21 protein-coding genes and 1 riboswitch are annotated in these 23,919 nt (G+C 68.5%); of the genes, 2 read left to right on the top strand and 19 right to left on the bottom strand.

From position 1 onward, the window contains the following. Positions 1–15: 15 nt before the first annotated feature. Positions 16–1,467, bottom strand: coding sequence for a cobyric acid synthase (locus CYJ07_RS00460; RefSeq protein ID WP_104201704.1), 1,452 nt, complete (start codon positions 1,465–1,467; stop codon positions 16–18). 148 nt (positions 1,468–1,615) lie between these two features. Here CYJ07_RS00460 and CYJ07_RS00455 point away from each other — a divergent pair, with 148 nt between their 5' ends. Then, positions 1,616–1,834: a hypothetical protein gene (locus tag CYJ07_RS00455; RefSeq protein ID WP_104201703.1), complete on the top strand. Its 219-nt coding sequence runs from the start codon at positions 1,616–1,618 to the stop codon at positions 1,832–1,834. Positions 1,835–1,861: 27 nt separating this feature from the next. On the opposite strand, the gene cobO is transcribed toward CYJ07_RS00455, so the two are convergent. The 18 genes from cobO to CYJ07_RS00365 form a co-directional block, all read right to left on the bottom strand. Beyond that, the gene (gene cobO / locus CYJ07_RS00450) at positions 1,862–2,473 is read right to left on the bottom strand and encodes a cob(I)yrinic acid a,c-diamide adenosyltransferase (RefSeq protein WP_104201702.1); all 612 of its coding nucleotides are present in this window, start codon (positions 2,471–2,473) and stop codon (positions 1,862–1,864) included. 24 nt (positions 2,474–2,497) lie between these two features. Continuing rightward, complete coding sequence (locus CYJ07_RS00445) at positions 2,498–3,358, bottom strand: MBL fold metallo-hydrolase (RefSeq protein ID WP_104201701.1); 861 nt, start codon at positions 3,356–3,358, stop codon at positions 2,498–2,500. A gap of 122 nt (positions 3,359–3,480) precedes the next feature. Further along, positions 3,481–4,791 carry a cobyrinic acid a,c-diamide synthase CobB gene (locus CYJ07_RS00440; protein ID WP_104201700.1) on the bottom strand — a complete coding sequence of 437 codons (1,311 nt, stop codon included), beginning with the start codon at positions 4,789–4,791 and terminating at the stop codon, positions 3,481–3,483. Position 4,792: 1 nt separating this feature from the next. Then, positions 4,793–5,560, bottom strand: coding sequence for an ABC transporter ATP-binding protein (locus CYJ07_RS00435; RefSeq protein ID WP_104201699.1), 768 nt, complete (start codon positions 5,558–5,560; stop codon positions 4,793–4,795). Next, a complete protein-coding gene (locus CYJ07_RS00430; protein WP_231489490.1) occupies positions 5,560–6,567 on the bottom strand; it encodes a FecCD family ABC transporter permease in 1,008 nt (335 codons plus the stop codon). The genes CYJ07_RS00435 and CYJ07_RS00430 overlap by 1 nt, the downstream gene beginning before the upstream one ends. Further along, positions 6,548–7,459: a cobalamin-binding protein gene (locus CYJ07_RS00425; protein WP_422666929.1), complete on the bottom strand. Its 912-nt coding sequence runs from the start codon at positions 7,457–7,459 to the stop codon at positions 6,548–6,550. Before CYJ07_RS00425 ends, CYJ07_RS00430 begins: the two co-directional genes overlap by 20 nt. 55 nt (positions 7,460–7,514) lie before the next feature. Next, the gene (locus CYJ07_RS00420) at positions 7,515–7,814 is read right to left on the bottom strand and encodes a DUF2149 domain-containing protein (RefSeq protein ID WP_104201698.1); all 300 of its coding nucleotides are present in this window, start codon (positions 7,812–7,814) and stop codon (positions 7,515–7,517) included. Then, positions 7,811–8,263: a MotA/TolQ/ExbB proton channel family protein gene (locus CYJ07_RS00415; RefSeq protein WP_197038213.1), complete on the bottom strand. Its 453-nt coding sequence runs from the start codon at positions 8,261–8,263 to the stop codon at positions 7,811–7,813. Before CYJ07_RS00415 ends, CYJ07_RS00420 begins: the two co-directional genes overlap by 4 nt. Then, positions 8,260–12,669, bottom strand: a complete 4,410-nt coding sequence (locus CYJ07_RS00410; protein WP_197038212.1) for a cobaltochelatase subunit CobN — start codon at positions 12,667–12,669, stop codon at positions 8,260–8,262. The genes CYJ07_RS00415 and CYJ07_RS00410 overlap by 4 nt, the downstream gene beginning before the upstream one ends. Next, the gene (locus CYJ07_RS00405; RefSeq protein WP_104201697.1) at positions 12,666–14,492 is read right to left on the bottom strand and encodes a TonB-dependent receptor domain-containing protein; all 1,827 of its coding nucleotides are present in this window, start codon (positions 14,490–14,492) and stop codon (positions 12,666–12,668) included. Before CYJ07_RS00405 ends, CYJ07_RS00410 begins: the two co-directional genes overlap by 4 nt. A gap of 184 nt (positions 14,493–14,676) precedes the next feature. Continuing rightward, positions 14,677–14,908: riboswitch (cobalamin riboswitch) on the bottom strand. Between the two features lie 52 nt (positions 14,909–14,960). Beyond that, positions 14,961–15,392 carry a bifunctional adenosylcobinamide kinase/adenosylcobinamide-phosphate guanylyltransferase gene (locus tag CYJ07_RS00400; protein WP_104201696.1) on the bottom strand — a complete coding sequence of 144 codons (432 nt, stop codon included), beginning with the start codon at positions 15,390–15,392 and terminating at the stop codon, positions 14,961–14,963. Then, entirely contained in the window at positions 15,344–15,988 is a 645-nt protein-coding gene (locus tag CYJ07_RS00395) for a histidine phosphatase family protein (protein WP_104201695.1), read from the bottom strand. Before CYJ07_RS00395 ends, CYJ07_RS00400 begins: the two co-directional genes overlap by 49 nt. Then, the gene (cobS, locus tag CYJ07_RS00390; RefSeq protein ID WP_104201694.1) at positions 15,940–16,698 is read right to left on the bottom strand and encodes an adenosylcobinamide-GDP ribazoletransferase; all 759 of its coding nucleotides are present in this window, start codon (positions 16,696–16,698) and stop codon (positions 15,940–15,942) included. The genes CYJ07_RS00395 and cobS overlap by 49 nt, the downstream gene beginning before the upstream one ends. Next, the gene (locus CYJ07_RS00385; protein ID WP_104201693.1) at positions 16,695–17,228 is read right to left on the bottom strand and encodes a bifunctional adenosylcobinamide kinase/adenosylcobinamide-phosphate guanylyltransferase; all 534 of its coding nucleotides are present in this window, start codon (positions 17,226–17,228) and stop codon (positions 16,695–16,697) included. Before CYJ07_RS00385 ends, cobS begins: the two co-directional genes overlap by 4 nt. Beyond that, positions 17,225–18,319, bottom strand: a complete 1,095-nt coding sequence (cobD, locus tag CYJ07_RS00380; protein WP_104201692.1) for a threonine-phosphate decarboxylase CobD — start codon at positions 18,317–18,319, stop codon at positions 17,225–17,227. The genes CYJ07_RS00385 and cobD overlap by 4 nt, the downstream gene beginning before the upstream one ends. Positions 18,320–18,338: 19 nt before the next feature. Next, positions 18,339–19,334, bottom strand: coding sequence for an adenosylcobinamide-phosphate synthase CbiB (gene cbiB / locus CYJ07_RS00375; RefSeq protein ID WP_104201691.1), 996 nt, complete (start codon positions 19,332–19,334; stop codon positions 18,339–18,341). Continuing rightward, positions 19,331–20,407, bottom strand: a complete 1,077-nt coding sequence (gene cobT, locus CYJ07_RS00370) for a nicotinate-nucleotide--dimethylbenzimidazole phosphoribosyltransferase (protein WP_422666928.1) — start codon at positions 20,405–20,407, stop codon at positions 19,331–19,333. The genes cbiB and cobT overlap by 4 nt, the downstream gene beginning before the upstream one ends. Before the next feature lie 34 nt (positions 20,408–20,441). Then, entirely contained in the window at positions 20,442–22,682 is a 2,241-nt protein-coding gene (locus CYJ07_RS00365; protein WP_331280915.1) for a heavy metal translocating P-type ATPase, read from the bottom strand. Positions 22,683–22,793: 111 nt separating this feature from the next. On the opposite strand from CYJ07_RS00365, the gene CYJ07_RS00360 reads away from it, so the two are divergent. Beyond that, positions 22,794–23,876 (top strand): PA0069 family radical SAM protein, encoded by a 1,083-nt coding sequence (locus CYJ07_RS00360; protein WP_104201689.1) that lies wholly within the window; start codon positions 22,794–22,796, stop codon positions 23,874–23,876. Positions 23,877–23,919: the final 43 nt, after the last annotated feature.

The raw sequence follows: 23,919 nt of genomic DNA, 5'->3' as shown, positions 1-23,919 counted from the left end.
GTCGGCCCGTGCCGGTTAGCTCTGCAGCAAGCTCTCGATGGCCGTCATGTCCAGGTGCGTCTCCAGGCAGTCGGCCAGCCGGTTCAGTTCGCGCTGGCGATGCGCCAGGTAGTCCACCGCCTCGCCGTGCCCCTCGAGACCGCAGCGCTCGAGCAGCGCCTGGCACGCCACGGGGCGATCGAATAGGCCATGCAGATAGGTACCCATTATCTGGCCGTCGGCGCTTACCGCCCCATCCGGGCGTTCGTCCAGCTCCATCAGGGGGCTTGCCAGCGCGGGTCCTTCGCTTACCCCGTTGTGAATCTCGTAGCCGGTGACGGGAGCGCCCCCCGGAAGCAAGCGCCCACTCACGTTGCGCAGCTGCTTGCCGACAACCATGCGGGTCTCGAACGCAAGCAATCCCAGGCCCGGCGTCGTGCCGGGCGCGCTCTCGAGCCCTTCAGGGTCGTGGATCGCGTGACCGAGCATCTGAAAGCCGCCGCAGATGCCCAGCAGCTTGCCGCCATAGCGGAGGTGGCGCCGTATCGCCGTGTCCCAACCCTGCTCGCGCAGCCATTCCAGGTCGGTCCGTGTGCTCTTGCTTCCCGGCAGCACGATCAGGTCCGCGGCGGGAATCGCCTGTCCCGGCCCCACGAAGGTGAGCTCGATCCGCGGGTGCAGACGCAGCGGATCGAAATCGTTGTGGTTGCTGATGCGCGGCAGCGCCGGCACCACCACCTTGAGCGTGGCGCCCTCCTCCACGTGGCCGGTGAGGCCCACGCTGTCCTCAGCGTCCAGTAGCAGTCCCTGGAGATACGGCAGCGTGCCGAGCACCGGCTTGCCGGTACGCGCGGCGAGCCAGTCGAGTCCCGGCTCGAGCAGCGCCATGTCACCGCGAAAGCGATTGACGATGAAGCCCCGGGTACGCGAGCGCTCGCTCTCGCTGAGCAGCTCGAGGGTACCCACCAACTGAGCGAAAACGCCGCCGCGGTCGATGTCGCCCACCAGCAGTACCGGACAGTCGACCATCTCGGCGAAGCCCATGTTGGCGATATCGCCCTCCCGCAGGTTGATTTCCGCCGGGCTGCCTGCCCCCTCGGCGACGATCACGTTATGGCGCGCCGCAAGCGCCTGCCAGGCCGCCATCACGCTGGCGCGCGCCTCGAGCTTGAACGCATGGTAATCCAGCGCGTCCATGTTGCCGTGTACCCGCCCGCGCAGGATCACCTGGGCACCGCGATCGCTCTGCGGCTTGAGCAGTACCGGGTTCATGTCGCTATGGGGCTCGACCCCCGCCGCCAGCGCCTGCAGCGCCGTGGAGCGACCGATCTCGCCGCCGTCCATCGTCACGGCGCTGTTCAGCGCCATGTTCTGCGGCTTGAATGGCGCCACCGACACCCCACGCCGAGCCAGTGCCCGGCATAACCCTGCCACTACTGTGCTCTTGCCGGCATCCGAGGTGGTGCCCTGAATCATCAGTGTCGTCATGGCAGTCGCCTGTCTATCCTTTATCAATGCTGGCCCGCGATGGAGCCTGCGGAGCGTCATTCGGCACCAGAAATTCTTGCAGGTTGAAGCGGCATTTGGAGCCCATTCGGGGCAAGTACCTGCCCCCGCTTGCCGACAGGGACAGTCAATGAAACTAAGCAACAGGAAACTGATTCTGCTGGGCCTGGTAGCGCTATTGCTAACCTCTTGCACCACACGCGGCGTTTACGAAGGTATCAAGCAGAGCCACCTGACCGAGTGCAACCAGTTGCCCGGTGCGCAGCGGGAGGAGTGTCTCGAGCACCTCCCTCCCGACTACGAGACATACCGGAGACAGCACAGGGAGATAACGGACGATTCGTCGTGACACGGCCGCTGACGACCCATCCTGCCGTCACAGCTCGATGCCTCTCTGCGCCTTGATGCCCTGCTCCTTGAAGGCGTGCTTGACGACTTTCATCTCGGTGACGGTATCGGCCAGGTCGAGCAAGGGCTGGGGGGCGTAGCGGCCGGTCACGACGACGTGCTGCATGTCGGGACGGGCTTCGAGATCGTCGAGCACGCGATCGAGGTCGAGGTACTCGTAGCGCAGGGCGATGTTGAGTTCATCGAGCAGCACCAGATCGAAGCTGGGATCCTGGAGCATGCCGAGCGCCACCTCCCAGGCCGCCTCGGCGGCCTGGATGTCGCGCTCGCGGTCCTGGGTATCCCAGGTGAACCCCTCACCCATTACGTGATACGCCACCCCCGGCTGACGACGGAAGAAGGCTTCCTCGCCGGTCTCCCGCCGTCCCTTGATGAACTGCACCACCCCCACCTTCATGCCATGGCCGAGGGCACGGGCGAGCATGCCGAAGCCGGAACTGCTCTTCCCCTTGCCCGGGCCGGTGAGCACCAGCAGCACGCCTTGCTCCTTGCGAGCTCCGGCGATGCGCGCCTGCATGATGCGCTGCTTGCGCGCCATGCGTTCGGCGTGGCGCTGGAGATTCTTGGCATTGTCGTGCATCGGCATGCTCTCCTCGGTATCGGGTCATGATCCCGTATCGGGACCGTTATCGACGCTGCGGCCATAGGCCGGCCGCGCCACGCGATCGAAGTTGGCGGCCAATTCATTCAGGTCGCGACGCATCGCCTCGCCCTTCATGGGAACGCCGTGGCCGGTCATCGCGGTTTCGGGTTCGAGTTCGGCCAGGTGTCTCACGGAGTCGCGGGCGGTATCCCAGTCGGGCGTGAAGTAGCGCGGCGGACCGCTGAGCTCCTGGTGCTGGGTCAGCACCTGGTACAGCTCGTCCTGGCGCACCGTGACGAAGGCATCGCCGACGATCAGAGCGCGGTCCGCTTCGCGGAAGAAGGAGACATGGCCGGGGCTATGACCGGGGGTCGGCACCCAGCGCCAACCCGGCATGGCGGGTACGCTGCCATCCTCCGGAAGCGCCTGTACCCGCGGGCGCAGGTCGATCGGCCGGGTGGGAAAAAAGCGCGACATGCTGGCCACCATGCCGCCTTCCACTTCGCTGTCGGGATCGGGGTAGCGCGCTTCGCCGGTCAGATAAGGTATTTCCAGTGGGTGCGCGTAGACCGGCACGTCCCAATGCTCGGCCAGGTCCACCGCGGAGCCCACGTGATCGAAATGACCGTGCGTGAGCACGATCGCCCGGGGGCGGGCCTGTTCGCCGAAACGACGCACGGCCGCTTCGAGAATGGTGTTCTTCTCGTGGGGCAATCCGGCATCCACTAGGACCCAGTCCTCGTTGCTCTCGGTGTCGCCGACGAAGTAGACGTTGACGATCTTGACGGTCAGGCCCATGACGTCCGGCAGTATGTCGTAGAGCGTGCCGCTCTTGGTGGATGTCATGGGTATATAGACATTGCTCAGTGTGTCACGTGTCATGGTGCACCTCCCTGGTAACTGGCTTCCCACGTGGCAGACGGCATGGCGAAATGCCACGCAGCGATGCTGCCTGCCTGTCAGGGAGTCTAGTCGGCCAAGCGGCGAGCTTGCGTATCCGCATGTCACAACCCGTCGCCCCGGAGGAGATCCGCCACCAGCCGCGGCGCCGAGGGGAAATAGCCGTGAAAGTAACTGGCCACCAGGGCGCCCTGGTGATAGACCGGCTCGGCCTCGGTGCCGGCCAGCTTGCGGGCGTGGGCCACCGGCACCAGCGGCGTCTCCAGGCGCGAGTGATGATAGGTATGGCCGCGTAGCTCTCCCTTGGGCGTGCCCAGGCACTGCAGGCCCAGCGCCTGGAGCTTGCCGGCCATGCATGCCCGGCCGGGCAACAGGCCTAGCATGGCGTGTTCGACACCATCGCCATCCGTCAGCGAGTCCATGCAGGCCATCAGGCCGCCGCACTCGGCGAGAATCGGCCGGCCGGCAGCGTGATGCGCGCGGATCGCTTCCCGCATCGGCGCATTGGCAGCGAGCCTGGCGGCATGCAGTTCCGGGTAGCCGCCTGGCAGCCACAGGGCGTCGCAGTCGGGTAGCGTCGCATCGGCCATAGGCGAGAAGAATCTTAGCTCGGCGCCCATGGCAGCGAGCAGATCGAGGTTGGCGCGGTAGAGGAAGGCGAAGGCGGCATCGCGAGCCACGCCCAGGCGCAGGCCCTCGAGCAGGCGCGGCGGAGGCTCGGGCGCCTCGGCGGCCAGCATGACCCGCCTCGGTAGACGCTCGAGCCCGGTTTCCGCGAGCAATTGGGCGGCGGCGTCGAGCTGGCCGTCCAGCCCCACGATCTCGGCGGCCTGGATCAGCCCCAGGTGTCGGTCGGGTACGCTCATGGCCTCACTGCGCGGGATAGCGCCGAGCAGCCGGATCCCCGGCGGCAGACTCCCGCGCAGCATCTCGGCGTGGCGCGCGCTACCCACGCGGTTGGCAATCACTTCATGAATGGCGAGGTCGGGACGATAGTGAGCCAGCCCCTGGGCGACCGCGCCGAAGGTCTGCGCCATGCCGCGGGCGTCGATCACCGGCAGCGCCGGCAGCCCGGCGAGAATGGCGAGGTCGGCGCTGGAGGGGTCGCCATCGAACAGGCCCATCGAGCCCTCGACCAGCACCACGTCGGCCTCGCAGGCCGCCTCGGCCAGCCGCCAGCGGCATTCGGCCTCCCCGGTCATCCAGGGATGCAGCTGATAGACGGGTGCGCCCGAAGCCAGCTCCAGTACCATCGGGTCGAGGTAGTCCGGGCCGTGCTTGAAGACGCGCACCCGGCGCCCCGCGTTGCGGTGAAGGCGCGCCAGGCCAGCGGTCACCATGGATTTCCCCTGGCCGGAGCCCGGTGCGGTGATCAGGGCGGCGTGGGCGTCACCGCGAATCGTCGTGGTCGTCATGTTACCTCACGGGAACGAAAACGGGGGCGCCGTCGACCTCGGCCGTGGCCAGGCGCTGGCCATAGAGGCGCTCGAGCGCCGGCGTCACCAGCATGCGCGCCGCGGGCCCCCAGCACGCCTCGCCGTTGGGATAGAGCAGCAGCAGGTGGTCGCACCAGCGCGCCGCCAGGTTGAGATCGTGCAGGCACATCAGCACCGCCCGTCCCGCTCGGGCCTGCTCGGCCAACAGGGCCATCACCGCGCTCTGGTGATGCAGGTCGAGGTGGTTGGTGGGCTCGTCGGCGAGCCACAGCCGCGGCGCCTGGGTCAGCGCCGTGGCGATGGCGACGCGCTGGCGCTCGCCGCCGGAGAGCGTGCTCACCAGACGATCTGCCAGGTGGGCTACGTCGAGGCGCTCGAGTGCCGCCCGGGCAAGGCGCAGATCCTCGCCTCCCTCCATGCGCCACGGCGAAAGATAGGGGTGGCGGCCGATCAGCGCCGTTTCCAGCACAGTGGCCGGAAAACCGTCCTGGCGCTCCTGAAACACCAGGCCGAGGCGCTGGGCCACCTGGCGGCGCTTGAAGGCCGCCAGCAGCCGGCCGTCGAGCCGAATCTCGCCGGCCCGCGGCGCCCTCAGCCCGGCCAGGGTATGCAGCAGCGTGGTCTTGCCCGCACCATTGGGCCCGAGCACGCCCCACACCTGGCCCGGTTCGACGTGAAGCTCGAGGGCACGCCCGTCGCTGCGTCCCGGCACGTCGATAATCAACTGGCGTGTCTCGAGCGTACTCATCAACGGCTCCGGTAGAGCAGGAACAGGAACGTCGGGACACCGAGCAGCGCAGTGATTACCCCCACCGGCAGTTGCTCCGGCGCGATCATGGTACGCGCCAAGGTGTCGGCCAGCACCAGCAGCGTACCGCCGGCCAGCGCACAGGCCGGGAGGATCAGGCGTTGGTCGTTGCCCAGTACCAGGCGCAGCATGTGCGGCACTACCAGGCCGACGAAGCCGATGCTGCCGGCGGTGGTGACCGCCATGGCGGTGAGGCCGCTGGCAGCGAGATAGATCGTCCACTCCAGCGGTCGCGCGTTGACCCCAAGCGCCGCCGCCTGCAGCGGCCCGCGCGCCAGCACGTTGAGACTGCGGCCCAGCGGGAGCAGCGCCAGACACACCACTCCCAGCAGGCCAAGGGCGGCCCATGGCGTTCGCGCATAGGAAAGATCGCCCATCAGCCAGTAGAGCATGCCGGGCAGACGCTCGGCAGGGCTGATGGCCAGCATCAACGTGATCACCGCGCCCCAGCCGGCGGCGACCACCACGCCGGTGAGCAGCAGTCGCGCCGGTGTCCAGCTGCCGGTGCCGTGGGCCAAGCCGAATACCAGCAACGTCGAGGCGAAGGCACCGGCGAAGGCGGAGCCGGTGATCACCACCCCGCCCAGGCCCGCTAGCATCGCCGCCAGCGCCCCCACCGAGGCGCCCCCGGAGAGTCCCAGCACGTAGGGATCGGCCAGGGGGTTGCGCAGCAGTACCTGCATCAGCGCCCCGGCCACGGCCAGCAGCCCGCCGGTGGCGAAGGCGGCCAGGGCCCGTGGTATGCGCAGCTCCAGGATCAGCGTGCGTGCCAGGGGGCTGCCCTCGCCGCGTATTACAGCCCAGACGTCGCCGGGCATGAGCGACGCACTGCCCAGCGTGACCGAGAACAGCAGCGCCGCCAGGCCCAGCAGCGCCAGCACCGCGAGGGGAGGCAACAGCGAACGCCGGCCCGGCATCGCCATCGCCTCAGCGCCTGCCGCGGGCATCGTCGAGCTTCTCGCAGAAGAGACGGCTGCCTTCCAGCAGCCTCGGCGTAGGGCGCTGGATCAGCGACGGCGGCACGAAATAGAGATTGTCGCGACGCACCGCCGTCAGTTCCGTATATCGCTGCCAGTGGGTCAGCCAGTCGCGATTCTCCTCGCCCATGCCGCCGGCGAGGATCGCCTCGGGGTCGGCATCGAGCACCGCCTCGTCGCCGATGCGCGGCACCAGCCGCGACAGCTCGCCGAAGACGTTGACGCCACCGCACAGGGTCAGCACCTTACCGATCAGGTGCTCGTCGTTGATGGTCATGAGCGGCTCGTCCCACACCTGATAGAACACCGAGACCGGCTCGGCGTCGGCGTAGCGCTCGGCAAGTTCGGCCATGCCGGTGCGAAACTCCTCGGCCGCCCGTTCGCCTTCCTCGCGGGTAGCGGCGAGCCGGGCCAGGCGCTCGATGGCGCCGGAGACGTCCTCGAACTCGCGCGGCTCGATATAGAACACCGGCATGCCCAGCGCCTCGATGGTCTCGAGCTGCTCGGGCGGGTTGCCGGTTGTCCAGCCGATCACCAGGTCCGGGCGCAGCGAAACCAGGGTCTCGAGGTCCATGCGCGTATGGCTGCCCACCGACGGCACGTCCCTGGCCTCGGGCGGATAGTCGCTGTAGGCCACCACGGCGACCACCTTCTCCCCCGCCCCGGCGGCATAGACCAGCTCGGTCGCCCCCGGCGAGAGCGCCGCGATGCGGCTCGCCGGAGCCGGCAGGCAGACCTCCCGGTCGCGATCGTCGATGGCGCAGACCTCGGCCAGCGCCGGCTGGCTCAGCGCCAGCGACGCAAGCGCGAAGCCCAGGGCGGTGAAGCCGTACCCGATTGCCGTGTTGCGGTGGTTCGTCACCGGTGGCTCCTTGTGTATTTCTCCGTTGTCTTCTGGTTCGGTTCGCCCCGCCCGATCAATCGTCGACCAGGATCAGCCGCCCGCTCTCGGGGTCGCGATAGACCCGCCCGACGCTCTCGAAGCCGCTGCCCGCCTCGCCCATGCCGTCTGGCAGTTCGGGCATCTCGCGCCCGGTCTCGACATCCACGCCGCCGGGGGTGTCGGTGCCTTGCGCATCCGTTCCCTGCGAGGCGGCCAGGGCCACCATCAGGCCGACAGCGAAGACCAGCATGATGTCGGCCAGGTTGGCCAGCGGCCCCATGGGCTCTTCGTCGGCCGAGTCGAAACGGCTGCGGCGATACTCCGGCACGCTCACGGCGTTCTCTCCAGCTGGGCCATGGCGGCGTCGTACCAGCGTCGACGCAGGCGACCGAGCAGGTAGCCGAGAATACCGATGAACAACCCCAGCACGGTGGTATTGAAGGCGACGGTGACGGCCTGGGCCAGCACGTCGAGATGACCGTTGGCCAAGGCGGCCAGCCCCGGTCCCAGCGGGATCAGCGTGCCCATCAGCCCCAGCATCGGGCCGATACGCGCCAGCAGGTCGGCGCGATCGATGGCACGGCGCGCCCGGCTCGCCAGCCTGTCGCGCCTGTCCAACTCCACCAACCCGCGGATCCCTCCGCCGCGCTCGCCGATGGCGATTCCCAGCTCCCACAGCGACAGTGCCACCAAGGCCAGCAGCGCCAGCATCACCGGCGCCAGCAACCAGCCGACGACGGCGTCCATGACATCCAGCGTGGCGGCGGTCAGGAAATGATTCATTGCATGCGTCTCCCGTAGCCAAACCCACCCAACAGCAGCAACAGTGCCAGGGCGGCCAGCGCCCAAGGTAGCAGATTCACTTCCCCCTCGGCCGAAGCATCGGCATCGATCTCGCGAGCCGTCGAAGGGGTTTCGACATCCGGTTCGGGTGCAGCGGTCGCATCGCCCCGCTCTTCCCCTACCCGGTCCGCCTCGAGGGGCTGCACCTCGCGGATGCTCGTGGGTGCCGCCGGGCTCGTGCTGTGTTCGATACGTGCGGCTTCGATCACCGCCTCGAAGGCCTCGCGCAAGTCATCGTCGAGGCGCTCGGCAACCCAGGGCAGCAGCGGATGGTCGGGGTGAGCGTGGCCGCTGCCGGGCAGGCCGTTGGCCACCACCAGTTCGGCGAATTCGCCGGCGAGGCGCTCCACGGTCGCCGCCTCGGCATCCCAATAGCCGCGCTGGACGGCGAGCAGGGCGATGGCCTGCATGTGCGCCTTGACGTGAGCGTTGTGCGACTCGGCCAGGAACTCGTCCAGTCCCAGCTCATGGCGATCCTGGAAATAGACGGCATCGACCTCGTCCCATACCCAGGAGCGGACCACCTCGGGGCTGGTCACCTGCCAGCCCCACAGGTTGTCGAGGAAATCGCTGGCCATGGTACGCGCCCCCGCGTAGCCGTGATCCATCAACGGACGCAGCCATTGCGGGTTCAGGTTGCGCGCGCGCAGCTCGCCGAGCAGCGCGCGCTCCAGGCTCTCGACCCGCGGATTGGCGTTATCGGCGTGCTGCAATACGCGGTTGTCGGGTGCCCGCCCCCGCAGCTGCTCCACGGCGTTGGAGAGACCGCCCTGAAAATCGAAGCCGTCGTCGTTGTCGAGCAGACCATACAGGTGGCTGGCGCGCCCCAGGTAGGTGCGCCCCACCCGTGCCAGGTTGGCGTCGAAGGCGGCGTGGGCCGGTTCGCCGTGCTGGCCGCTGCCGTAGGCGTGCCCCATGCGGCGGCGATAGGCGCTGCCCAGTTCGTCGCGGCTCTCCCAGGCGCCGGAGCGCGAGGCCAGGCGATTGACGCCGGCCCCGTAGGCTCCCGGAGCGGTACCGAACACCCTCAGCGCCGCCTCCTCCCCGGCGCGCTCCGCTGAAGCGCCGCTCTGCAGCAGCGCCCGGCTATCCGCCACCCAGCGTGCAGCGACTCGGTTCTCGGCCAGGCTCTCGTCGCCCGGATCACGCATGTCGTGGGGCAGCGGGGCAAGAGCGGCCTCCAGCGCATCGACGAGCTGGGGATGCTCGACGCGTATCGTCTCGCTGGCTCCGTCGAGGGCGAGGCGCACAGCGAGATCGAGCCACACGAGCTGGTCCTCGTAGAGATCGCGGAACAGTCCCGAAGTGGTGAAGAGCACATCGTGACGATGGGGATATGCCTCGTCCAACGGCAGCCGCTCGAGCCCCTGGACGATGCCGCGCGAGTTCCACTGCGGACGCACGCCCAGCATGTCGAGACCGAAGGCTATCATCACGCCCTCGTCGCGCACGGTATCGGAAGCCCACAGCACCACCGCCTCGCTCTCTTCACCCTCGGCTTTCTGATCCGAGTTACGCGAACGTGCACTGGCGCCAAGCTCGCGGCCCAGCGACCAGGCCACCCGCGTGGGGATCAGGTCGCTGGAAAGCGCGTGGAAGTTGCGTCCGGTGGGCAGCACCTGCGGTGTGCGCAGCGGGTCATTACCCGGGCCGGGCGCCACGAAACGGCCGTCCAAGACGGCCAGCAGGGCGTCGCGCTCATGGCCCGGCGAGGCGGTGAGCAAATCGCGCCACTCGTTCTCAAGCTCAGTCTCAAGTTCTGTTTCACGCTCGGCGTCGCCGCCCATCGAAGCGAGCATGGTATCGATCGCCTCGGAGGACCAATCACGCCCGAACACGTGCAGGCCGAGCGGCATGAAGCGCTCCTGCATGTCGGTCACGTAGTGGCCCGCCTCATGCACCAGCAGCTCCTCGGACACCTCGTCCAACGTCACCTCGTCGGCGTTCAGGCCTAGGTCGCCGGCGATCTCGCGCTCGAAGTCGTCGACCAGGTCGAGGCTCTCGATGCGTTCACGCAGCATTTTCACCGCGCGGCGTCGCGTGGGGCTGTCGGGCGAGACCGCCGACTCGAAGGTCTCCACCAGCTGGCGCAACTCAAGAAGCTCATCGTAGAGTTCGGTGGCGGCGAGCGGCGGCGTCAAGTGACTGATCATCACGCCCAGCGCCCGGCGCTTGGCCTGGATGCCCTCGCCCACGCCGTCGACGATGTAGGGGTAGATCAGAGGCAGATCGCCGCCAAGCAGGTCGGGATAGTCGTCCTCGGTCAGCCCGGCGCGGCGCCGCGGCAGGAACTCCCGTGTCGAGTGGCGGCCAAGATAGACCAGGGCGTCGGCCCCGAAGTGATCGCGCAACCAGTGGTAGAAGCCCACGTATTGGTGGGTCGGCGGGAAGGTGGTGTTGGCGTGCAGCAGCTCCTCGTCCAGCTCCCAGCCGCGCGGCGGCTGCGGGCCGACGAAGACGTTGCCGAAGCGCAGCCCGGGGAACAGCATGCGCTTCCCGTGGACCATCGAGCGTCCCGGCGCCTCGCCCCAGCCCGAGAGCCCCGGAATGCCGGTAGCGATCAGCGCATCGCGCAGTGCCTCCAGTTCACCTGGCTCGCCTTCATGGGCGAGCTGACGGCGCCACCCCTCGACGTATTGGTCGAGTAGGTCCAGCGCCCGCGACTGGGCGGCGTGCTCGTGCTGCTCGAGCAGGTGCCTCAGGTCCTCGGCGCTGCGCTCGAGCAGTTCGCGCACGAGATCCGGCTCGCCCATGCCATCGGCCTCATTCAGGCGGGCATGCAGGTAACCGAGCGGTCCATGCTCCAACTCGGCCCGCACGGGCGCGGGCAACGTCTCGAAGTAGGTGCGATAGTCGGCGTCGCTCAGCGAGGCGACCTCGTCGGCCATGTCCGCCAGCGCCTGGCGATCTTCCGGCAGGTTGACGCCGCGCTGCTGGATCAGAGCGTGCAGCGCCTCGGGGCTCTCGGGCAAATCGCCGGTATCGTAGCCGGCGGCCCGCAGCTGGGTGAGCATTTCGAACAGCGAGGCGGGTACGTCGAGATTGTCGGCGCCGATGTTCTGGCGCCCCGGCGGGTGGTTGTAGTAGATCAGCGCGATCTTCTTGTCGGCGTTGTCCGCCTCGCGCAGATACTGCCATCGCGCCAGGCGCGACGCGACCGCCTCGATGCGTTCGGGCAATGGCTCGCTCAGGGTGAGCGCCACGCCGGTCGTCTCGTCGATGCGCGGCGCCGTTGCCGTCGCCAGCACCAGCGGCTGGCTGATCCCCTGCAGTTCCGGCATCGCCAATTGATAGTGGACGGCCTCGCGCGGCAGGCCATCGCTGGAGAGGCGCCACTGCGCCTCGCGGCGGTCGGCCAGGCGTATGCCCTTGAGCACGGGCACGTCGAGCGCTTCGAGCGCCTCGGTCACACCTCGCCTGCCCTCGCCGCCGCCCAAGGTGAAGTCCTGCAGGCTGAGAATGCCGGCCAGGCTGGCATCGCCCAGCGCATCGGGCAGGGTGCGGACCGCTTCCAGCGTCGCCCCACCCCAGCGCGAGAGCACGGCGGCGCACTGAATGCCACGCCGTTCGAGTGCGGCACAGGCGGTCTCGATCAGCGCCCGGTCGCCGGGGCGGTCGCCGCTGTCGAGATCGAGCAGCGCCACCGCCGGTCCGGCTTCCAGCGCCATGGCGGCCGGATCGCCGCTCGCTTCTCCCATGCGCGCGGGACGATAGTAGCGAATCGACTCGCGCGGGCTGGGCGCGGGGACCTCGAACTCGTGCCCGGCCTGGGCCAGCAGCCAGCGCAGCAGGCCGTCGAGGTGCGCTGGGCTGCGGCCCTGGTAGTAGGCGCGCCCGGTCAACCAGTCGCGCTGCTCTGCGAAGCGCTTTCGCTGGGCATCGAAGTGCTCGCGGGCCGTCTCGCCGGGCTCGGGCCCGGCCACCAACTCTCCCAGCGCCTCCTCGCTCAACCCGGCCAGGACTCGATTGCCGCTGAGCCGGGACAGTTGCGTCAGGCGCCGGTCGCCGTTGATGGCCAGCACCGGTACTGCCGTCGCCACCCGCCGTTCCAGCTGTTCGGCGATGCGCCCCACCTGGTCGCCGAATACCGCGGCAAGCACGATGGCGTCGGCTTCACCGAAAAGACCGCCAAGTTCACCGTCACTGGCCCCCGCGAGCTGCTCCGGGGTACGCAGGATCACCTCGTGTTCGGGATGCGCCTCGAGGAAACGATGCGCTCCGGCGGCGAGCTCGGCCGCCGAGCGCTCGGAGACGATACCCACCACGGTGGCTGCCGACGCGAGCGTCGGCAGCAGGAACAGCACGATCAAGGCGACTAGACGGGCCATGGTGCGAGGCAGCGTCACTGGGCACCGTAGCTGACGCTGAGGAAGGCCGCTCGGCCGGCGCTGAGGTAGTCATCGCCATTGGAGAACCTGGCAGTCGCGTACTCCTTGTCCAGCGCGTTCTCCAGCGTCAGCCGGGCCGACCATAGCGGCGCGAATTCCCAGCCGGCACGCAGGTTGAGCAGGCCAAAGCCACCGATGCGGTCCTGGTTTGCCTCATCGTCGTAGCGGTGATTCTGCACTACCCAGGAACCGCCCAGTGACCAGTCGCCCAGTTCCCGGTCCACATCGAAGCGTGCACTCTGGGAGGCACGCCGCCGAAGACGATTGCCGGTCTCGCGGTCTTCGGGATCGGTCCAAGTCAGCGCCGCCGCCACTGTCCAGTCGTCGATCTCGGCCCCCCCCGATAGCTCGATGCCGCGTATACGTGCCTCGGCCACGTTCTGCGGCGCCCACATGCCGCTCTCGGTCGGCGCCCAGTCGATCATGTTCTCGAGGTCGGTCTGGTAGGCCGCGAGGTCCCAATACCAGCGCCGGTACTGGCCGCGCACTCCCATCTCGACGGTGCCAGAGGTCTCCGGGTCGAGCTCGGGGTTGCCCGACCCCGGCCAGTAGAGGTCATTGAACGTCGGCGCGCGGAACGCAGTACCGTAGCTCGCTCGCAGCGTATGCGAGCCGTCCACGTCATAGCCCAGCGCCAGGCTGCCGGTGACCTCGTCGCCGTAGGCCTCGTTGTCGTCGTAGCGCAGGCCGGCCTGCAACGCGACGGGAGAGAAATCGAGCAGCCCCTGGGCGAAGATGGCGGCATTGTCGCGACTCGAGACATCGAAATCGGTGCTGCCGGAAACCCTGTCCTCACTGTACTCGGCGCCCGCTACCAGCTCGTGCAGACCGAAGCTCAGGGTATTCTGCCAGCGTGCGGTCTGGGTACGGGTATCGAAGATCGAGGGAAAGTCAGTATTGAAAGTGTCGAGTTCGTCCCGCGCTTCACTCAAGGTCAGGCGACTGGTCCACTGCTCGGTCACCGGCAGCTCGCCATAAATGCCTGCCACTTGCTGTACGAAGTCGCTCTCACCGCTGTCGAATTCGTTGTTGCCACGGGCGCGCAAGGCCAGGACGCCGACCTCGGCGCCGTCATCGAAGGTATGGGCGATACGGGCCAAGGCCGAAGTATTGTCGTAGCCCCGGTCCTCGTGGCCGCGACGCACCGGGGTGCCGTCGGTGGCGAAGTGACTGCCGGCAAAGCTATAGCGCGTGCCGCCCACGCTGCCGGTGAGCCCGGCGCTAAGGCGGCGTGAGTCGAAGCTGCCTGCACCCGCCGAAACCCAGGGATGCGGACCTCCCTCCTCCGACTCACGCGTGAATAGCTGCACCACACCACCCACCGCATCGGCACCATACTGGCTGCCGCGGGGACCTCGCACGATCTCGCCGCGCTCGAACATGCGCGGATCGAGATAATGCCAGGCCGCCCCCCCTGCCGTGGCGGAACGCAGCCGGATGCCGTCGATCATCAACGCTGCCGATTCGCTGCCGGTTCCGCGCAGGTAGACGCTACTCTCCTTGCCGAACGATCCGCGGCTGCTGACATCCACCCCCGGCTGGCCGCGCAGGACCTCGGTCAGGCTGGTGGGGTCCTGTCGCCGCAGGGTCGCTTCGTCGAGCACGGTAACCGATGAGAGTGTCTCGTCGGCGGTGCGCGGCGCCAGCGTGGCGGTGACCACCAGCGGATTGAGCTCCTGAGCGGAGGGGGTGACGGATGTCTGGGCTTGAATGGTTACAGGCAGCGCGACCAGGCCGAATGCCGCAAGGCCCTGCGCGGCCAGGTGATACTTGGTTTTCATTCTGATTCCCTTGCTCGCCGTGCCTTCCCGCACGGTCTTTCGTCACGGAACCGGGGCGGTGAGAAGGGTCGAGGAAGGGAGAGGTGAACGGCGGCTTCTGCCCTGCCCCTGGTTGCCCACCGCAACCCGGCATGAGGGAAACACCGTGCAAATGTCTGCGCGCATGATCGCTCGTCAGTGCGTTCGGCGTTTCCTCTCTCCGGCCGGTCTCCGGGCTGACGAGCGAAGCAGCTGGCTGGCAGCCAGCTGCTTCGGGACCGTCGCCTTCCCATGCCGTGGCACAGTGGCGTATGACGGACCCTGACTCGATCACCGTTGCGGGGGCAGCGTCGGATTCTTCTCCCGACAGGGAGAGGCCACCGACTTCCCGTTTAACCTCGATGGAGCAGTGAGGCACCTGAGAGCGCAGGTAAGCTAACAATCCGGCTGCGATTCGTCAATGGAGGGATCGGCTCAGCTTGAGACAGATCAATGAGTTAGCGATTTCACGAGTCCGTTCCAGACGTACCAGGCCCGCCGGCATCGCGCGGCCGCGTCCTGAGCCAACCAGCCGTTGAGATCACGCAGGCGCCGCGCCTCGGGAGCCAGCGGCACGATGCCCCGGCCCATCTCGAGCAGGATCAGGATCACTTCGCCGCCATGCTTGAGCTCCCAGTCACGCAGCGCATCGAGCTCGCCGATCATGCGGCGTCGCAAGCGCTCATTGTCCGGCTCGTCGGTCAGTGCGGCCCAGAGCCAGTGCTCCCAGCCCTCCAGAACCAGGCAACATGGCGAGACGCCAACAGACGGCCACGCCTCGAGCCGGCAACCCGCGTAGGCCGAATGCCACCGAGGCGAGGCGAACCGCTGCCTTACGATGCTGCGCTTGCCGGCGCAGGCACCGCCGAGGAAGAGCTGCATTGCCAGCGCTCCTGTCCGTCGTGCGTGAAGAGGAAACAGCGCCCTGCGGCCTGGTCGACATGCCCTTCCCAGAAGCCGATGGTCTCGAAGCGCTGGCGCAGCGCCCGGATCACCCCGCCGTGAGTCACCGTGAGAATGCGCCGATGAGAGCCGGGTGCGCAGCCGGCGAGCAGGTCATCGAACCAGGCATCCAGTCGCCGGCGCAGATCCGCGGTGGACTCTCCCCGGGGAGGCGCCTGCTCGCCCTCGCTGTCGATCCAGGCACGATAGGCGGCGAGATCCTTGAGCTCGTCGTAGCTGTACCCCTCGTAATCGCCGAAGTCGAGCTCGCGCAGGCGCGGGTCGTAGCATGGCGGGCCGTGGCGCTCATGCCCCTCGATGACATGCGCCAGGGTCTGGCGACAACGGGTCAGGTCGCTGCACTGGATGGCGTCGAAGGCGAGCGGCGCAAGTGTCTCGCGCAGCCGGTCGAGCCCGGCCAGGGCGTCGGGCAGCAAAAGCGGGATATCCCGCTGCCCCTGGTAGCGGCGCTCGCGATTCCAGCTCGTCAGCCCGTGACGGACGACCACCAGCTCCAGGCGGCCAGCAGCAGACATAGTTCTCCTCCTTCGATGGCGGCACCGACGATATCGCCATTGATGCCGTGGAACCCGCGCACCGCCAGCCAGCCGTAGAGCGCAAGAAACGCTACCAGGACCAGGCACAGCCAGCCCCAGCCCGGTGCCACCGGAGCCAGGAGCAGAAGCGGCAGCGCGGCCCAGATCAGATCCCGATGCGTGAGATCGCGCTTCCAGCTCACCGCTAGCCCCTCCGGCCGCGCCGCCGGCGCCAGTACCAACAGCGCGACGGCTCCCAGACGGCCCAGAGCCGGAATCGCCACCAGCAGCGCCAGGCTCGCTTCCGCCTCGATCAGCGTAAGCAGCAGCGCTGCCTTCCACAGCAGCAGGAGGACCAGCGCGAGGGTGCCGAAGCTGCCCACATGGGGATCCTTCATGATCGCCCAGCGCTTCTCCAGCGGGGCGTTGCTGCCCAGTGCATCGGCGACGTCCATCAGGCCATCGAGGTGCAGGCCGCCGGAAAGCGCCACCCATAGCGTCAACAGCGCCAGCGCCAGCAGAGGCGCAGGCAGCCAAGGCGTCAGCAGCAGCGCCGCGCTCGCCAGCAGGCCTCCGAGCAACAGGCCCACCAGCGGGTAGCAGCGCACTGCCCAGCGGCGCGTGGCGGGCTCCCAGGGACAGGCGACCGGCACCGGCAGGCGGGTGAGGAACTGCACGGCAAGCAGCAGGCCGTAGAGGGCGTTCATCATGGGCGGCCCTTCCATACCTGGGGCAGCCCGGCAGCGACCTGGATCACCGTGTCCGCCTCGCGGGCCACCAGACGATGGATCCGCTGCAGGAAGGCCAGGTAGCGCCACACTTCGTCATTCTCGGGCGGCATGCCCTCGTTGATGTCGTTGGAGACGATCACCAGGGCGATGTCGCGACGCCTGGCCTCGGCCAGCAGCCCTTCGATCATGTCGAGGCCCGCTTGCTCGCTGTTCGGACCGGCATACAGCCACTGGCTCGCCCACAGCGTCAGGCAGTCGAGCAGCAGCGTGGCACCCGATTCGGCCCGGGTGAGCGCGGCGAGGAGATCGATCGGTGCCTCCAGTGTCGTCCAGCCTTCGCCCCGATCGTCGCGGTGGCGGGCTATGCGTTGCTGCATTTCTCCATCCGAGGCCTGGGCGGTGGCGAGATAGTAGCGCTTCCCACCACGCCGGGCCTGCCAGCGACAAGCAAGCGCCTCGGCATGGGCACTCTTGCCCGAGCGCGCCCCACCGCTGATGAAGGCGATCATCGCGTCATCCTCACGCGCGCCAGCGCTTCCAGCAGGCGTCGGTTGTCGTCGCGGCCGCGTATCGCGACGCGCAGCCAGGCACCGTCGAGACCGGGGAACGTCTGCGTATGGCGCAGGAGAATGCTCTCGCGCAGCAGATCCTCAAACAGCCGCTCGGCGTCAGCGGCCATGCCTTCCGGTCGGAACAGCAAGAAGTTCGCCCGCGACGGCGCGACGCGCAGGCCCAGCCTTTGCAGCGCTTGCTGTAGCCTCGGCCGCTCAGCCTCGAGCCAGGCGTGGGTTCGCGCCGGGTAGTCGACATCCTCCAGCAGCGGCGCGACCAGGCCTGCGGCCAGGGCATTGACGCTCCACGGCATCTGACGCCCGGCGATGCGGCGTATCGTTTCGGCCGTTGCCAGCAGGTAGCCCAGCCGCAATCCCGGCAGAGCGTAGAGCTTGGTCATCGAGCGCAGCAGGATTAAATTGTCGTAGTGGGCGAGCAACGGCGTCAGACGCTCGTCGGGCGTCACGAAGTCGACGAACGCCTCGTCCACCACCAGCATGCTGCCGTGCGCCTGGCCCGCCTCGAGCATTCGCGAGACGAGCTCGCGCGACACCAGCGTGCCGCTGGGGTTGTTGGGCCGGCACAGGAAGACCACGCCGGCCCGCGCCATGGCGGCGACGGCAAGGCTCGCATCCAGCTCGAACGCGGGTGGCGCAAGCGGCACATCGAACACGTCGAGGCCGTAATGGCGGCAGGCCCGTGCGTATTCCCCGAAGGTCGGCTGGACGATGCCGGCCCGACGGGGTCCATCGAGAGCCGCATGAAGCGCGGCAGCGAGGAAGATCGCCTCGGCGCCGCCATTGGTAAGACGCACCTGGTCGACGTCGATACCTTCGGCGCGGGCGATGCTGCGGCACGCCTCGCGGTAATCGGGATCGGGGTAGCGCTCGATCACGGCCAGGTGAACGCCGATGTGCGCCGCCAGCCATTCCGGCGGTCCCAGCGGGTTGAGGTTGGCACTGAAGTCGAGCATCTCGCGTCCCGGCGCCAGGCCGAAACGGGCCAGGATACGCTCGGGCTGCCCGCCGTGGCTCGGCCACTCGCTCATGCCGCGACTCCCGCCTGTGTCATGTCATGCCCCCTCGCAGCCACACCGCCCATGCCATCAGCAGCACGAAGCCTACCCAGCCCGCATGCATCAGCGCAATGGCGCGGGAGATATGCTCGCCGCACAGCGGCGCGTCCGCCACGCCCAGGGTCGCGCGGCGAGAGGGCTCGCCGCCATAGTGATTGAGCCCGCCGAGCTGCACGCCGAGCAACCAGGCGGTCATCGACTCGGGCCAACCGGCGTTGGGGCTGGGGTGGGACGGCGCGTCGCGCAGCGTACCGGCCGGCGCCCGGCGCCAGCGCCGCCAGTCGATGCGGCCATGCTGGACAGACGGAGCCAATAGCCACATCGTCAGTGCGGTCAAGCGTGCCGGCAGCCAGTTGGCCAGATCGTCGAGCCTGGCCGAGGCGTAGCCAAAGTCGGCATGGCGGGCATTGCGATGCCCCACCATGGAATCGAGCGTGTTCACCGCCTTGTAGGTCAGCGCCAGCGGCGCGCCTCCGAGCAGCGCCCAGAACAGCGGTGCGGTGATGCCGTCGACCGTATTCTCGGCCACGGTCTCCACGGTGGCGCGGGTCACCTCGGCCTCGTCGAGCCCATGGGTATCGCGCCCTACGATCATCGCCACGGCCTGACGCGCCGTCTCGAGGTCGCCTCGCGCCAAAGGGCGGGCCACGGCCAGGGCGGCATCGCGCAACCCCTTGATGGCCAGCGCCGAGGCGAGCAGCCAGAGTTCGGCCAGCCCCTCCAGCCACGGATGCAACCTGGCGAGCAGTTCGAGCGCCCCTCGGACAAGGCCATACACGAGCGGCACGACACAGGCGACGAGCAGAAAACCCTTGAGCCGCCGGGCCCTTGGCGAGCCACGATTCCAGGCGCGCTCCAGCGCCTCGATCAGCCGCCCCATGCCGACCACCGGATGCGGCAAGACGGGCGGATCGCCGATCAGCAGGTCGAGGACGATCGCCAACAACACCAGGCCCAGCAGGGTCAGGCTGAGCGGCTCACCGCTCATGTCGAGGCATTGCCCGAGGCTACGCCGGCCGAGGTGAAGGTCGCCATCTCGACGAGCATGCGGGTCGCCGCCTCGAGCAGAGGGAAGGCCAGCGCAGCGCCGGTGCCCTCGCCCAGGCGCAGCTCCAGGTCGAGCAGCGGCCTGGCGTCAAGCTGGGCCAGCGCGACATCATGCCCCGGCTCGCGGGAGCGATGCGCGAAGATCAGGTAACCACGTGCACCGGGACACAGGCGACAGGCAACGAGCGCCGCCACGGTGGCAATGAAGCCATCGACCAGCAGCGGCGTGCGGCGGGCTGCCGCACCCAGGCAAGCCCCCACCATGGCGGCGATCTCGAGTCCACCGAGCTTGGCCAATACGTCGAGCGGGTCGTTCGGGTCGGCCCGGCGAGCGCCGAGAGCGCGCTCGATCACGGCGATCTTGTGCGCCAGTCGCGACGCGGCGATACCGGTGCCCTGCCCGACCAGGCGCGTCAGCGGCTCGCCGCTGAGTACGGCGAGCAGCGCACTGCTCGCCGTAGTGTTGGCGATTCCCATCTCGCCGACGATCAGGCTGCGACAGCCGGCCTCCGTGGCACGTTCGGCGGCCCGGATGCCCGCCTCGATGGCGCGCACGGCCTCGTCGCGGCTCATGGCGTCTTCCTGGACGAAGTTGGCCGTGCCGAAACGCACCTTGTCGTGCACGACGCTCTCTCCCTCCAGCGCCGCGGCGACGCCGACATCGACGACCTCGAGCCGCGCCCCGATCTGGCGGGCGAAGACATTGATGGCCGCCCCACCGCCGACGAAATTGGCCACCATCTGGGCGGTGACTTCCTGGGGAAAGGCCGACACGCCCTCCGCAGCGACACCATGGTCGGCGGCGAACACCATGGCCCCCGGCGGCGACACGGCGGGAAAGGCTTCGCCGGTGATCCCGGCCAGTTGGATCGCCAGCGCCTCGAGCCGACCCAGGCTGCCGGGCGGCTTGGTGAGAGCGTCCAGGTGCTCCTGCACATCGGCGGTGAGCGAATCGTCGACAGGCGCGATTCGCGCCAGGGTAGCGGCAAGCATGAGCGGATCCCGATATGACATGAAGAGCGCCATCTTAACAGGCTGCCGCCCGCTGTCACGGCGACGGTTCGGCCGCCCGGGGCACGGCGGGGGGCGGAGGCACCCGCCGTGGCCGTTCGTCCTGCCATGCGAGCCGCGCCGAATTGACCACCACGCTGAGCGAACTGGCCACCATGGCCAACACCGCGACGAGCGGGGGAATCGGCATGCTGACGGCCAGTCCCAGCGCCAGCAGGTTGTAGACGCTCGATAGCAACAGGTTCTGGCGCATCACACGCCGGGTGCGTCGCGCCACCCGCCAGGCGGTCTCGACGCCTTCGATGCCGGGACGCAGCAGTACGACACTCGCGCCCTCTTGAGCCGCCGGACTGGCGCCCAGCGGAGCCACGCCCACGCTCGCGGTGGCCAGTCCCAGCACGTCATTGATCCCGTCGCCGACGTAGAGCGAGGGTTGTGGCATGGCCGCGAGCAGCCTGGCCTTGGCTTCGGGGTCGCGCCGCGGATAGCACTCCTCGGAACGCAGTCCGACCTCGCGCGCAATGCGCCGAACGGGCCCGGCACCATCGCCGCTGATCAGGGCCAGGCCAAGCCCCTGCCGACGCAGCCGCATGAGTACCTCAGCGGTGCCGGGCAGGGGCCGCTCGCCTAAGGCAAAGCGTCCCATCAGCTCGCCATCGCAGGCCAACAGCACCTCGCTCGTCTCACCGTACTCCGCGCCCCCGACCGGCACGCCCCGTTTGTTCAGCCAGGCGCGGCTGCCCAGCAGCAGGACTCGACCGTCCGCCAGCCGAACCCGTCGCCCCTGGCCACTGAATTCCTCGGCGTCCAGAACGGCCGCGCCAGCGGTGATCCCGGCATCCCGGGCGCCACGGCCCAGGGCACGCGCCAACGGGTGCTCGCTGCCCTGGGCCGCCAACAGCCCCAGGCGCAGCAGGTCGGCCTCGGCGCCTCCCGGCTCGGGCCGCACGCCAACTAGCGCCGGCTCGCCGGGGGTGAGGGTGCCGGTCTTGTCGAAGGCGGCACTGCGGATCCGTCCCAGCACCTCGAGAACGCTCGGATCGCGCAGCGCCACGCCGCCGGCCAGCGCCTGGCTGCCGCCCGCCAGCCCGGCCAGCGGAATCGCCAGCCCCACGGCGCAGGGACAGGCCACCACCAGCACCGATAACGCCCGGACCCAGGCCTCATCAGGCGGCACGCCGGCCAGCCAGGCGACTGTCAGCGTGAGCAGCGCCAGTCCCAGCGCTAGCGGGCTGAGCCATGCCGCGAAGCGATCGGCCAGCCGCTGAAGCTCGCCCTTGCGTGCCTGCTGCCACCACATCCGCTCGCGCAGTCGATCCAGCCGACATTGACCGGCCCGGGCGGTGACCTCGTACTCCAGCACGGCCCCCAGGTTGCGACACCCCGCCGCGACGGTTTCGCCGCGCAGGCAGCGGCGCGGGGCGCTTTCTCCGGTCAGCGGCGAGAGGTCGAGCAGCGCCTCGTCATCGCACAGGCGGCCATCGAGCGGCAGAACCTCCCGACTCGCCACGCGCAGCCGATCTCCCTCGCGTACCGCCTCGAGGGCGCGGGGCTGCCAACCGCCATTCACCCGGCATTCCACCTCGCGGGGCGGCTCATGCAGGCTGCGCAGCGCCTGCAGGCCCCGATGCCGGGACAGGGTTTCCACCAGTCGCCCCGCCAGCAGCAGACCGATCAGCATGACTGCGGTATCGAAGTAGACATGCGGCGAGCCGCGCACCAGCAACCACAGGGAGACACCGACGGCACCCAGCGCACCCAGCGAGACTAGGGCATCCATGCCCGGGCGCCTGGCCCTCAGCGTGCGCCAGCCGGCGCGATAGAACGGCAGCCCCACGTAGGCGACCACCGGCACGGCAAAGGCGCCCGACACCCAGGCCATGACGCTTTCCAGTTCGGGGCTGGGCATGGCGCCGGCATAGATCAGTAATGAGGCGATCATGGTCCACATGCCGAAGGCCGCCGCCGTCAGCAGGCGCAGCATGAGGTAGCGGCTTTCGGCTTCCAGCCGCGCTTCGGCATCTGCCACCGCTTCGGGCGGCCCGAGACCGTACCCGATTCGGCACAGCGCCGCGGCCAGGCGGGCTTCGTCGAGCGCGCCCCGGCGCCCCGTGACCAGCAGGGTGGCACTGGGATAATGCACGCTGGCCGACTCGACCTCCGCCAAGCGTTGCAGCTGGGCCTCGACCGCCAGGGCACAGCTGGTGCACCACAGCCCCTGCACCGAGTAGAGCGCTTCGTCGACGCTCGGGGTGTCGCGGTTTGGATTAGGCATCATGACACGAAGCGTAAAACAACCGCGCCGCGAATGCCTGCGCGGACGAATCGCATTGGCATGTCACGAAAGCACATCTTATACTGTATATAAATACAGAATAAGGTTGCCCCCATGCCCCAGTTCGACCAGCAGTTAATACGCAAGGGCCGCGGCGCCACCTATAACCCCGACAACCGCTTCGCCCCGACCCGCAGCGAAGCGGTGGACGACGGTTGGTGGCAGGAAGCCACGCCCACGCGCCTGGCGACGGTCGTCAGCGACGAACGGGCACGCAGCGCCCTGTCGTGGAACGATTCGCCGGATCTGGTCTTCGACCGTTCATTGAATCCGTATCGTGGCTGCGAGCATGGCTGCATCTACTGCTACGCCCGACCCAGTCACGCCTACTGGGACCTCTCCCCGGGAATCGACTTCGAGACCCGGCTGATCGCCCGCAGCGGCCTGGTGGAACGGCTCGGCGAAGAATTCTGCAAGCGCGGCTACGTATGTCGGCCGATCGCCCTTTCCGGCAACACCGACTGCTACCAGCCGCTGGAGGCGGAGCGCGGTTCGACCCGCCGACTGCTGCAGTTCCTGCTCGAGTGCCGCCATCCCGTCTCCCTCATCACCAAGAGTGCGCTGATCCTGCGCGACCTGGACCTGCTCGCCGAGCTGGCCCGTCTGCGCCTGGCGCGGGTGTCGATCAGCCTGACCAGCCTGGATACCGACCTGAAGCGCAGTCTGGAACCGCGCACGGCGTCCCCCACCGCCCGTCTTCGTACCATCGAGCGGCTGAAGGCGGCGGGCGTGCCGGTGGGTGTCATCGTCGCACCGGTGATCCCCGGCCTGACCGATCACGAGCTGGAGAGTCTGCTCGATGCCGCGCGGGAGGCCGGCGCCGACAGTGCGGGATGGGTCCTGTTGCGCCTGCCTCGTGAGGTGGCTCCGCTGTTCGAGGCCTGGCTCCACGAACACTACCCCGAGCGGGCCGCGAAGGTCATGAGCCTGATGCGCCAGTGTCGCGGCGGCGGCGACTACGACTCTCGCTACGGCAAGCGCATGCGCGGCGAGGGTATCTTTGCCGAGCTCATTGCCCAGCGCTTCGACAAGGCCTGCCGCCGGCTGGGACTCAACGACCCACAAACACGCGCGGCGCGCGAACTCGACACAACGGCCTTTCGGCCGCCCCGAAGCCAGGGCGACCTGTTCGATTGAGCCGGGAGTACACCCAGCGAAAGGAAAGGAAGCCGAGCGACGG

It is taken from the genome of Billgrantia saliphila, assembly GCF_002930105.1.
GTDB lineage: Bacteria > Pseudomonadota > Gammaproteobacteria > Pseudomonadales > Halomonadaceae > Halomonas > Halomonas saliphila.
This window is presented reverse-complemented; position numbering and strand designations above follow the sequence as displayed.